Source organism: Paenibacillus ottowii (assembly GCF_006874425.1).
Lineage (GTDB): Bacteria > Bacillota > Bacilli > Paenibacillales > Paenibacillaceae > Paenibacillus > Paenibacillus ottowii.
Window position 1 is genome coordinate 57,394 of record NZ_VIJZ01000015.1, and the last position, 12,582, is coordinate 69,975.

Sequence of the window (12,582 nt, forward strand, 5' to 3'; positions counted from 1 at the left end):
ATTTATCCTTCTTCAACCATTTCATATTTTCCCAAATTGACTTTATATCCGAATATCATTATTATCTTACAGTGTAAGATAAATACAGAGGGTGGTACGGCCAATGGACTATAGAGCATCAGCGACCGAACTATTCGAGTGTATCGCCAAATCGCGCAAACCGGTATTAGAGGAACGAGGAATGCATTTCTCTCGTGGCGAAATGGGGATTCTCATCGCTTTGAGTCAGCAGGATGGGGTTACTTCAGGCCATTTGAGCGAATACTTGTCCGTCAGTACGGGACGGGTAGCAACGGCACTGAAAAGTTTGGAGAAAAAAGGGATGGTTATACGACGAACGGATGCCAACGACAAACGCAAGGTGATTGTATTCATTACGGATTCAGGCAAGCAATTTATGATTGACAGGTACAACGAAGGCGTCGCATGGAGCGAGAAAATTCTTCGAAAGCTGGACGAACAGGATGCTAAAGAGTTTATCCGACTCATCAAGCTTATTGTCTCTAAAAGCTAAGTTCCTATGTAGGGGCCGTATGCAGGGTACGTTAAATTGCACCAACACCTAAGATTTTCAGAAAAAAGGAGAACAACAGAATGCTGAAGATATTCAAATATCTCAAGAAAAATGAATGGATGTTCGTGCTTTGCAGCCTGGCTTTCATCGTTGTGCAGGTGTGGCTCGATTTGAAGCTGCCTGATTATATGGCCGAAATTACAACCAAGCTGCAAACCGCAGGAACGCCGATGTCGGAACTGCTGATTCCAGGTATTTACATGCTATTGTGTGCCGTCGGCAGCATGATTGCATCTATAATTGTCGGCTATTTTGCGGCAAAGGTTGCAGCAGGGCTAGCCATGCGTCTGCGTGCGATGGTCTTTGACAAGACCTTATCTTTTTCAATGGAAGAGATGAGCAACTTTTCAACATCCAGCCTCATCACCCGCTCCACGAACGATGTCACCCAAATTCAAACGGTGGTTGCGCTGGGGCTACAGGTGATTATCAAGGCGCCGATTCTGGCCGTATGGGCTATTGCAAAGATTGCGGATAAAAACTGGCAGTGGACCGCCTCTACAGGAGTAGCTGTGGCTGTCCTGATCCTGATGCTGAGTGTCATTGTTATTTTCGCTCTTCCCCGTTTCCAAAAGATCCAACGTCTCACCGATAATTTAAACAGGGTAACACGTGAGCATCTGACTGGACTTCGGGTGGTTCGAGCATATAATGCAGATCAGTATCAGGAGGGGAAGTTCGGACAGGCCAATGCCGAATTGACAAATACAAACCTTTTTGCGAACCGGTTAATGGCAATGGTTGGTCCGGGGATGACCTTTATTATGTCGGGTCTGAGTGTCTCGATCTATTGGATTGGCACATATCTTATTAACGGAGCGGCCGTGCCGGACCGCATTACGCTATTCTCTAATATGGTCGTATTCTCCTCATATGCGGTGCAGGTGGTCATGGCCTTTATGATGGTAAGTATGATATTCTTCCTGATGCCTCGAGCTTCGATTTCTGCCAAACGGATTATGGAGGTATTGAATACCGAATCTCGCATCATCGACGGACATGAGACAGCTGGAGAAGAGGGCGTAATGGGGCAGGTGGAATTCCGTAATGTCAGCTTCAAATATCCGGATGCCGAGGAGCCTGTGCTTCGCAATATTAGCTTTACAGCAAAACAGGGCGAGACGGTTGCCTTTATTGGTGCAACAGGCAGCGGCAAAACCAGCGTAATCAATCTGATTTCCCGTTTCTACGATGTGACCGAGGGTGAGGTACTTGTGGATGGCGTGAATGTCAGAAACTATAAGCAGCAGACACTCCATAACAAAATCGGGTATGTCCCACAGAGAGCCGTACTTTTCAGCGGTACAGTGGCTTCCAACGTTTCGTATGGCGATAACGGTAGAGCAGAAGCTTCGGAGAAACTCGTCAAAGCCGCTTTGGGGATTGCCCAGGGTACGGAGTTTGTCGAAAAAATGGACGGTCAGTATCAAGGACGGATTTCACAGGGTGGAGCGAACGTGTCTGGTGGTCAAAAGCAGCGTCTGTCCATTGCGCGTGCCATCTACCGCCAGCCGGAGATTTACATCTTCGATGATTCCTTCTCGGCACTCGACTACAGAACAGACCGGGTCCTGCGCTCTGCGCTTAGACAAGAAACCGGCCATGCTACGACACTCATTGTGGCTCAGCGCATAGGCACCATTAAGGACGCTGACCGGATTATTGTTCTCGACCAGGGCGAGATTGTAGGGAACGGCACACATGAAGAGCTGATGGCGAATTGCAGCACCTATCAGGAAATCGCTTATTCGCAGCTTTCGAAGGAGGAACTCGTACATGGACAAGAATGAACACACCGTCGGCAGTAAGCATGTCAAAATGAAACAGCAAGGTCCCATGGGTAGAGGTCCTACGGAGGGGATGGGGACTGGTAAAAAAGCGAATGATTTTAGAAAAAACATACGCCAGCTCTTATCCTACATCAAGGCCTATGCGCCTATGATTATCTTCTCTATGGTGCTAGCACTGGCCGGCTCCGTCTTCAATGTGATTGGTCCGGATAAGCTCAGCGATATTGCCAACCTGATCCAGGAAGGAATCGTAACAGGGATTGATATAAATGCTATTGAGAAGATTGTTCTTGTACTGGTGGTTTTGTATGGTCTCGGCCTTATCTTTAATTATTTCCAAGGATTCATTACGGTAACCGTGTCACAGCGTCTTACAAAGAAGATGCGGACAGAACTGTCCCAAAAAATCAATCATATGCCTTTGAAGTATTTTGATGCCACGAGCTATGGTAATGTGCTCAGCCGTGTGACCAACGATGTCGATACCATCGGACAAACATTAAACAATAGTCTCGGCACGCTTGTCAGCGCATTGGCAACTTTTGTGGGCGCATTGATTATGATGCTGTATACGAACTGGATCATGACCATTACCGGGATTATAGCTACGCTGATCGGTTTTTCACTGATGACCGTAATTATGAAGCATTCACAGAAATATTTTGTAGCACAGCAAGCAGAGCTTGGTCAGATCAATGGTCATATTGAAGAAACCTATGCTGGTCATAACGTAGTCAAGGTATATAACGGAGAAAGAGCAGCTAAGGAAGTGTTCCATGACATTAATGGACGCTTATATACGAATGCATGGAAATCCCAGTTCATGTCTGGCCTGATGATGCCAGTTATGATGTTTATCGGGAATTTCGGTTATGTTGCGGTCTGTATTGTGGGCGCTTTGCTGGTGAACCAACATGTTATAACGATCGGAACAATTGTGGCCTTTATGGTGTATATTCGCTTATTTACACAGCCCTTGTCGCAGTTGGCACAGGCTGCGACCAATCTGCAATCGGCGGCGGCCGCCAGTGAACGTGTATTCGAATTTCTCGGCGAAGAAGAATTGGCGGATGAGAGTGACAAGACCGTGAGGCTGGATAACGCCAAAGGAGATGTCGTATTCGAACATGTCCGTTTCGGTTATAACGAAGACCATATGATTATCAAAGACTTCTCTATGAAAGCTAAAGCGGGTCAGAAAATTGCCATTGTCGGCCCGACAGGTGCTGGTAAAACAACGCTCGTGAATTTGCTCATGCGATTCTATGAGCTAAACGGAGGGGAAATTTATATTGATGGAACTCCGATTAGTCAATTGACACGTGAGAATGTTCATAAACTATTCTGCATGGTACTGCAGGATACATGGCTGTTTGAAGGAACGATTCGTGAGAATATCGTTTTTTCCCAAGAGCATGTTACGGATGAACAGATAGAAGCTGCATGTAGGGCAGTGGGTCTGCACAGCTTCCTTAAAACATTACCGCAGGGCTATGATACAGTGCTGGACGACAAGGCCAATCTCTCTGCCGGTCAAAAGCAATTAATTACCATTGCAAGAGCCATGATTAAAGATGCTCCTATGCTCATACTGGACGAAGCCACGAGCTCGGTCGATACGCGTACGGAGTTGCTGATTCAACAAGCGATGGACCGACTTACTGTAGGGAAAACCTCTTTTGTGATTGCCCACCGTCTCTCAACGATTAAGAACGCCGATCTGATTCTGGTCATGAAGGATGGTAACATTATTGAAACGGGTAATCATGAGGAATTGCTGAGCAAAGGCGGATTCTATGCCGATTTATATAACAGCCAGTTCGAAAATGCATCCTAAAAAATACAGTTTTAGGAAAATAGAATAACAACACATGGAACTGGACAAACGTCTGAGCAAGAACGTTGAATCTTAAAAAGCCGCTATATAGCGGCTTTTTTATTTATTGAAGAAGTTTTTATGGATTAATAATTTTATTGAACGTTTCCTGAAGGAACAAAGGAAAATCATCATAACGTAAATTCTCAGCAATTTGGGTAACAGTTGCGAAAGAGCCTAGTCAATATCGATGATTGTATCGATTGCACCTTGTCTTTCATTAAGTATTTAATTGTATCGTACCACATGATTCAAGCAGGTACATAATACATTGGAGAAACATTACCGTTACTTTCATAAACCTAGGTTAAGTATTTTCAACATACATATTCCATGGGGAAAGCAGAATCGAGTTAATAAAACCGGCTGCAAAAAGCCTTTAAGCCCATTCTCTTCTTTCATGATTTTCCGAATTTCGGGAATACTCTGAGCAAAGTGAAAACAGGAGGAATCACGATGTGGATTATAGTCTGGAGCACGATTCTTTTGGCTTGTATCGGTACCTTGTTTCTAAGGATAGCAGGACGAAAATCCATTTCACAAATGACAATCCCACAGGTTATGATTTTATTGGCTATCGGTACTGTGCTTGGTTCTGAAGTAAGCGGGAAGGGGATGACGAATACGATTCTGGCACTCGGCACTTTCATTTTATTCCTTATCGTTGTTGAATGGATTACGCTGCGTTCGAACCGTATAGAGTCGATTTTAAAAGGAAAAAGTGTGTCCGTCATTCATGAAGGTAAACTAGAAATAGATAATTTACGCAGGCTTCGAGTGTCTGTCGACGACCTTGAAAAACGTCTGCGAATGGTCGGAATTTCGAATATTGAAGATGTGAAGCATGGTACTATTGAAAATAATGGCGAGTTTGGCTATGAGTTGTACCCCGAAGCAAAGCCAGTAACAAAAAAAGACATGGAGCTTATGTTGAAAGCTTATTTGCCTCAGCTAAAAAGAGACGTTTCATCAGGGGTGAAAAGAATTTCTTTAGAAGGAGACCAGACAGAACCCCATCGTGACGAAGTTCCTACTCACCTTCAATGATTTTAAAGTAGAAGAAAACGCCTCAACACTACATCTGAGCCTAAAAGAGATTATTTAAATATGGAAAAGAACCCGGCGATGATAAAGCTTAATCGGAACATTCCGGATAGAGTTTTTCCCTAAGTACTGTCCGTCGCACAACCAAAAATATATATTATAAATATAATTTGGTCTGAAAAGTTATATGGAGCTGCGCAGCAGCTCTTTTTTGTTGGTTCAAAACAGAGTAAATCAAAGATCTTCTTCATTGCTGACGATCATTTGTAGATACTGGGGAAAACCGAGTCGGTGGCGGCATTGTGTAGTGGGATAGGATAAGGGCATCTACCATATTAAACAGCATTAATATAGGGCAATGCTATATCATTCTGCTTTAAAAAAATTATTTTCTTGTGAACCAAATCAATTCCTTGATGATCTAATTTATAGATAAACTTTAAAAGGAGAGGGGGGAACTACTGCGTGGAACTAACAGAGAAAGCAGAGCTTGCAATACAAGGGGACAAGGAAGCTTTCATGAATATGATAAGAGCTGTCCAACAAAACTTATATGTAATAGCAAGATCGATTGTTAAAAATGAAGAAGATTGTGCGAACACTATACAGGAGGCCATTGTCAAAGCTTTTTCAAATGTACATAGACTGAAAGAGCCTGCTTATTTTAAAACATGGATCATTCGGATTTTGATCAACGAGTGTAATCGGATTATTAAGAAAAAGAAGAGAGTATCCCCTGTCCCTTATGATTTAAGAAAGACGTCATATAAGGGTGAATATGAACAAATCGAGCTGTTTGAGGTAATTGATGGACTGGATGAACAAAGTCCAAAGTACAAGGGCTTGGTCATCCCTAATACAGTAGAGATCGCAGTGGATAACATCCTTTCATCACTTTTTGATCAAAATATGAAAAAGAGATCCCCCCACAAAAGATGGAGATGGGCAGCAGTAGCCGTTGCTTTCTTTTTCGTTCTGGGTGCAGTTTCTATCCTCACCTTTCCGACATTTGCCGAAGTACTCAGGTCATTGTTTGCCAAGGATAATCAATTATATCGGACTGATGCGTGCACAGGAATTGGGATTGGTGATTAATCCTCATATTAAGGTGAAGGACAAAGGTTACACGCTGGTGATTAATGAGGCTGTTGCTGATCCTACCCGAGTGACCCTTGCACTTCAACTTTTTGATGAAAATGGGAAGCATGATCGCGACAAGCTCGGTCTTGGCGATGTGAATACGATTACGATCAAAGATGATAAAGGAAACGTAGTGGGTAGCATGTACGATTGGGGTACACGAGTGATTTTTATTATATGGTTGATTTCTTTAGTGAACCGCTAAAAACAGACAAGATTACGATAGAAGGGAGTATTGGAACGCTTGGACAAAGTAACGAAACCTTAATAAAAGGAAATTGGAACTTTAGCTTTGATATTGATATGAAAGAGGCAAACAAGCAGAACAATATAGAGGAGTTGGCAGGTAGTTACACCACGCCACACGGAATGACGGTTACATTAAAAAGACTAACGAGAATGGTGCAAGGAGTACGTTTCGAACTAGAAACCGAACTTGATGGCGCGGCAATGGTAAGATCCCCCGGTAATTTATGGGAAAAGGAGATGCTGAGCTTTCATTTCGAAACTACAGGTGGAGAAGAGATTCACTCGGTGAATCCAAGAAAATGGAACTACATGGACAGCTTAATGACATCTGATCATAAAGTTGTTGGAAACGGAAAAATGCGTTGGAGTTATACCTTCAAGTACCGCCTGAGGATAAACCATACCGCTTTGTCCTGGATGCATACTCGGTTGCAGAAATGGACGGAAGCAAGATTTCATTTAGACCATCTGAGTTGACCGAACCCCAAACTTTTAAAATAATGAATGATAGCCTGGAGTTGGTTAGGGCTTCACTTGAGAAATCGCAAGTCAACAAAGGCGCACATGAAACTGTCATCTCATTCTACGGGAAAATGGATAATGAAATAAAGTATGAGGAGTGGAAAGCATATGATCCAACAGGTAAGCAGTATAACGTACTTGCTGTGGGGGGATCAACGATTGAAAAAACTCTGACTGATCATTGGAGAGAGGGATATATCAGCATGGGGGATCGTAGGGCAAAGCAGCCTTATGAATTCCGGATTATGAAGCTAGATCAGATTCCAGAGGAGCTTTCTCTGGTTAGAGAAGTGGTGGATAAACGATACAAAGACCCTAACTGGTCAGTGTTGCTCAAATAGCAGAAAAAACGAACTTCTCCTATCAGGGAAGAAGTTCGTTTTTCATTTTAGAATTATATGGTTTTGATATTAGCAAAGCTATTTACTCAATCGTGATGCGTTCGGCACAGAAACGATTCGATTTTATAATGTATCCTAGCATGGAAAATATGTTCAGTACTTTTGCTGTGTCAATATTCACTTCATTATTAAAGAGAAACTCGTCAAAAATAAAAAAATAGCAAGTCTCCTGTTACATGGAGGTTTGTTATTTTGTGTTTTGAGATAATAAATTTCGCAAAAGCAATAGTACTTAAGTTATAAATTTTCTAAAAAAATAAACCTTTTATGAGAAATCAAAACGTTTTTATTAACAAAAAAATAAAGTTTATAACGTAAAATGAGAGAAAATTTAAATTAAATTAAAATTTCGGGAGAAAATTCAAAGAAAATATCGCTTGATAATTGGTCCAAAAGTACTAAGAAAACTACTTTCTATTTAAAAAGTGAAAAGTTATTAGTTTTGAAATATTTTAGCTTGAGTAAATAAATACCATGATTTAGGGGGTTAAATAGTATTGGTGAAAAAAGCTGAAATTTGTCGGATGGTGTCAGGAGCGGTTTGTTATATCTGTGTTAATAATATGTAATGTAAAATTTGTTTTGGTACAAGGGTTTTGGACTTTCGTACAAGCCTACATCATTTTTATTTTAACGATTGTAAAATCAAAAATTTTGTTCTTAATCACGTTAACTTGTCATGCTTAGTAGTCAATTTAATAAAAAAGTGAAATTCTTGCATTTAAAGTTATAAGAATAATGTAATAATATAGGTTATTTATTCATTTTATGAAACCTATCAATTTGGAACTTATGTCCCATGTTAATCGGTTTTAAAGTTTGTATATTTAAAATAGCTAGAAAGTATTGGGAGATAAAAAGGGAAATAAGGATTTATTGTGAAATTTTAGGCAGCAAGAGGGCGCGGAAAATTTTTGTGGCGACTCAAATCGTGTCTTGGTTTTTGCAAACCATGATCCATCTGACTGGAAATCCAGTTATTTTATTTCATTGGACATGAAAGTTCTGCCTAAAATGGCTTCATAAGTACATATGCTGTTTCTTTTATAGACACTGTATGGAAGCACTGGCTGTATCCAAAAATCATAGCAGTTGTAAAGACAAGACTGCAAGATTACCTGTCCATAGCGTCATATCCGGTAAATCCGTCCCACATTTCCCGTATTCCAAAGACACTTTCATTTTTATTCAGATTAACCTTTCACCGAAGAGCTTCGTTTGATACAGAGAACACTGGAAGAAGTACTGTATTCTTCCGTGTCAAAATTAGGAAGTCATAAGCGCAGCCGTGAGTATTTTCCGCCTTTTTCAGCCTAGAATTACGCTCTTAACCAAGCTGCAGCAGCTCATGCGTCTCATAGCATCAATACCCTCCAGCCAATCAGATAGCACACATCACGATACACTACGTTGTTAACATTGCAGGCACCATTCTACAAACCACCACCAAGATGCACTCACAGCATAATTCGAAAATGTTCCTATCTATGCACATATTCATACACTCAGAGTTAGAGTTTCTTCACGATGTCCGCCCAACTAAAAATAGCTTGTACTACGAAAGTGTGAGCGATGAAAAAAAGAGGTGCTTGTCTCGATCAAAATCAGCTCTTCGAAGCTTCAAGGGCTGAAGAGATACCAGCAGTATGTGCTCAGATCTCAATGGTATATCAGAAGTGGTCGCTTTTGCCGACCTCCATTGGCAATTCAATGCCGGAGAAAGGGATCTCGCAGGATCATTCTTTGCCAAGGGATGGTCATCTAAGCAGAGTTACTTTTACCCATATCTATTTAGTGAGGAGAGATACGTATGACTCAGCACGATGTTCAATTGTTTGCATTAAGCCAGCCACAGCAACGTATTTGGTACACGGAGCTTCTGAACCCTAATCGGAACACATCAACCATTATTGCTACTGTAAAAATCAGGGGAACTGTTCGTATAGATGCATTGCAGCAAGCAATGAACCGGGTGATTGCCCAAAACGATGCTTTCCGTATCAAAATCACTGCTCAGGATGGGATTCCATATCAATATGTAGAGCCGTTCGCTGCCCAAAGCATAGAAACCCTTGAGGTTACTCCGAAGGAAGCTGAGCTATGGGTGAGCCATCATAACGCCCAGCCGTTCCCTTTGCTGGATTCGCAGCTGTATCGGTTTGTTATCTTACAGCTGGGGGCAGAAGACACCTGGTTTAGTTTCAAGATGCATCATATTATTTCTGACGGCGCTACCATGGAGCAGGCCATTAATGAAATTACAGGAAATTATATGAATATTGTGCATGGTACAGGATTAGATACGCCAGTTCCGGCGAATTCATATCTTGATTTTATTCAGACGGAGCAGAGCTATGAGCAATCAGATCGCTATCAAAAGGACAAGACATACTGGACGGAGAAATTTGCTGATTTGCCGGTGGTTACAGGTTTAAAATCATACAATCCGCATACTCTGAGCACGACTGCACGCCGGGAGAACTTTATATTGGAGCAGGAATTACATCATGGTGTTAAGGCTTTTTGCGAGGCGAACAACATTAGTATTTTTACATTTTTTTTGGCTGCTCTGTATATTTATTTGCATAAAATTACAGGAGAACAGGATTTAACCGTAGGTACATTGTATGCTAACCGTACGTTGAAGAAGGAAAAAAATACAATGGGTATGTTCGTCAGCACTGTGGCTACACGTCTGCGGGTCGAGCCAGAATCCGAGCTGTTCGCTTTCCTACAGGGTGTTGGCAAGGAGCAGGCGTCCATTTTGCGTCATCAGCGTTATCCGTACAACAAAGTTATTCAGGATTTGCGTGAACAGCAGGGCGGGACGGATATTCACCGCCTGTTTGGCGTCACCATTCAGTACCGTACGCTGAGCTTTTCCCGGTTTGATGAAGCTGTTCAGCAGGTGGATACCGATTTCTGCGGAGATACGGTGAACGACTTTGATATTGCTATGATAGACAAGCTGGATGACGATAAACTTGTATTGCAATTGGATTATCGGACCGAACTGTTTAGCGAGCAGGAAATTGCTCGAATTATTCGACAATTTTTGAGTGTGGCCGAACATATGGTGCAGGGTCCACACAAGCGGATACAAGAATTGTCGCTGATTAGTGAGGAAGAACGGGCGCAAATCGTCGATGTATTCAATGCTACAGCAGTGGAGTATCCATACGAAACACGCATTCATGAGCTGTTTGAGGAGCAGGCAGAGCGCACACCGGATCATATTGCCGTAGCTTTGGGTCAACAATCATTGACCTATCGTGAGCTCAATGAGACAGCCAACCGATTAGCGCATACGTTACGGGATGCAGGGGTGAAACCTGATGAACCCGTTGGTATTTTGACAGAGCGCTCGCTGGATATGATTACGGGGACACTCGCCATTTTAAAGGCTGGAGGCGCGTATGTGCCAGTAGATCCCCAATATCCGGAGGACCGTATCCGTTATATGCTGAAGGACTCGGGAGCCAAGTTGTTGCTAGCTCAGCAGGATTTACTGGATCGTTGCTATTTTGACGGACAGATTGTCAATCTGAATGATGATACGTCCTACAGTGCAGATGTTTCCAATCTGGGTGTAGAGGGAACGGGTGATCATGCTGCTTATGTCATTTATACCTCGGGTTCAACAGGTAAGCCTAAGGGTGTCGTTGTTGAGCACCATAGTGTCGTGCGCCTTGTCCGCAATACAGATTATGTGCCATTTGATGAATCGACCCGAATGCTGCAGACTTGCGCGTTTGTATTTGATGTATCTACGTTTGAAATTTGGGGCGCGCTGCTGAACGGCGGTCAGCTTGTTCTTGTTCATAAGGACGATCTTTTGGACGCGGCCAAACTTAAAGAGACGATACGGGATCATCGCGTCACCATGATGTGGCTGACTACACCGTTATTTAATCAGCTTTCACAGCAGGATAGTAAACTTTTCGGCGATGTGAAGTATTTGCTGGTTGGTGGTGATGTTTTATCTGCACCCCATATTAACAGGGTGCTGCGTGATAACCCGGACCTGAACATCATTAATGGCTATGGACCAACGGAAAATACAACCTTTTCGACGACATATCACATTAAGGAAGAACAGCCGGATTCTGTGCCGATCGGACGTCCCATCCGCAATTCGACGGCGTATGTTGTGGATTCATCATTTAACTTGCAACCGGTCGGAGCTTGGGGGGAGCTGGTTGTCGGCGGTGACGGGGTAGCGCGTGGTTATCTGAACCGTCCTGAGCTAACGGCTGAAAAGTTCATAGACAGTCCGTTCCGCAGTGGAGAGCGCTGCTACCGTACAGGCGATTTGGTTCGCTGGAATGAGGACGGGACGCTCGAATACAAAGGACGGATCGACGCACAGGTGAAAATCCGGGGCTACCGGATTGAGCTAGGCGAGGTGGAAGCGCAGCTGTTGAAGCTGGAGGCGGTGCAAGAAGCCGTCGTCATTGCACATGAGGATGAACAGGGACAAAAACAGCTTTGCGCATATGTGGTCACCGTGGCGGATATCGCGGCAAGTGAGCTGCGAAGCGCTTTGAGTCAGGAATTGCCGGGTTATATGGTGCCGTCGTATTTTGTACAGATGGAACAATTGCCATTGACACCGAATGGCAAAGTGGACCGGCGAGCGCTGCCGCAGCCGGAGGGAAGCGTGGATTCCGGAGAGGATTATGTAGCCGCTCGTAATGAGGTAGAGCGAACGTTGGTATCGGTATGGCAGTCTGTACTGGGCATCGAACAGATTGGTGTTTTGGATAACTTTTTCCATTTGGGTGGCGACTCGATCAAGGGCATTCAGGTGTCTTCGAGACTGCTGCAAAATGGTTACAAGCTGGAAATGAGAGAGCTGTTCCAGTATCCAACGATTGCTGAGCTGAATGGACGGGTGCAACGGGTGACCCGCGTGTCGGATCAAGGAGAAGTCACTGGACATGTGGCCTTGACACCGATTCAACACTGGTTTATTGAACAGCAGCC

9 protein-coding genes are annotated in these 12,582 nt (G+C 43.2%); all 9 read left to right on the forward strand.

Annotated features, from left to right (window positions below; translation table 11 throughout):
* Positions 1–103: 103 nt before the first annotated feature.
* Entirely contained in the window at positions 104–514 is a 411-nt protein-coding gene (locus FKV70_RS23970; RefSeq protein WP_063211019.1) for a MarR family winged helix-turn-helix transcriptional regulator, read from the forward strand.
* A gap of 80 nt (positions 515–594) precedes the next feature.
* Positions 595–2,364, forward strand: coding sequence for an ABC transporter ATP-binding protein (locus FKV70_RS23975; protein ID WP_142614789.1), 1,770 nt, complete (start codon positions 595–597; stop codon positions 2,362–2,364).
* Positions 2,351–4,201: an ABC transporter ATP-binding protein gene (locus FKV70_RS23980; RefSeq protein ID WP_142614790.1), complete on the forward strand. Its 1,851-nt coding sequence runs from the start codon at positions 2,351–2,353 to the stop codon at positions 4,199–4,201. The genes FKV70_RS23975 and FKV70_RS23980 overlap by 14 nt, the downstream gene beginning before the upstream one ends.
* 495 nt (positions 4,202–4,696) lie before the next feature.
* Entirely contained in the window at positions 4,697–5,287 is a 591-nt protein-coding gene (locus tag FKV70_RS23985; protein ID WP_063211010.1) for a DUF421 domain-containing protein, read from the forward strand.
* 462 nt (positions 5,288–5,749) lie between these two features.
* Entirely contained in the window at positions 5,750–6,379 is a 630-nt protein-coding gene (locus FKV70_RS26770; protein ID WP_244310834.1) for a sigma factor, read from the forward strand.
* The gene (locus tag FKV70_RS26775; protein ID WP_244310835.1) at positions 6,372–6,629 is read left to right on the forward strand and encodes a hypothetical protein; all 258 of its coding nucleotides are present in this window, start codon (positions 6,372–6,374) and stop codon (positions 6,627–6,629) included. The genes FKV70_RS26770 and FKV70_RS26775 overlap by 8 nt, the downstream gene beginning before the upstream one ends.
* On the forward strand, positions 6,602–7,150 hold the full coding sequence (locus FKV70_RS26780) for a hypothetical protein (RefSeq protein ID WP_244310836.1): 549 nt from the start codon (positions 6,602–6,604) through the stop codon (positions 7,148–7,150). Before FKV70_RS26775 ends, FKV70_RS26780 begins: the two co-directional genes overlap by 28 nt.
* The gene (locus FKV70_RS26785; protein WP_244310837.1) at positions 7,111–7,536 is read left to right on the forward strand and encodes a hypothetical protein; all 426 of its coding nucleotides are present in this window, start codon (positions 7,111–7,113) and stop codon (positions 7,534–7,536) included. Before FKV70_RS26780 ends, FKV70_RS26785 begins: the two co-directional genes overlap by 40 nt.
* Before the next feature lie 1,870 nt (positions 7,537–9,406).
* A partial coding sequence (locus tag FKV70_RS24005) for a non-ribosomal peptide synthetase (protein ID WP_142614791.1) occupies positions 9,407–12,582 on the forward strand: 3,176 nt, incomplete at its 3' end.

What these genes read in the sequence shown, in the direction of transcription:
- FKV70_RS23970 (WP_063211019.1), top strand. Translation starts at nt 104, where the DNA reads ATGGACTATAGAGCATCAGCGACCGAACTATTCGAGTGTATCGCCAAA.
- FKV70_RS23975 (WP_142614789.1), top strand. Translation starts at nt 595, where the DNA reads ATGCTGAAGATATTCAAATATCTCAAGAAAAATGAATGGATGTTCGTG.
- FKV70_RS23980 (WP_142614790.1), top strand. Translation starts at nt 2,351, where the DNA reads ATGGACAAGAATGAACACACCGTCGGCAGTAAGCATGTCAAAATGAAA.
- FKV70_RS23985 (WP_063211010.1), top strand. Translation starts at nt 4,697, where the DNA reads ATGTGGATTATAGTCTGGAGCACGATTCTTTTGGCTTGTATCGGTACC.
- FKV70_RS26780 (WP_244310836.1), top strand. Translation starts at nt 6,602, where the DNA reads ATGGTTGATTTCTTTAGTGAACCGCTAAAAACAGACAAGATTACGATA.
- FKV70_RS26785 (WP_244310837.1), top strand. Translation starts at nt 7,111, where the DNA reads ATGGACGGAAGCAAGATTTCATTTAGACCATCTGAGTTGACCGAACCC.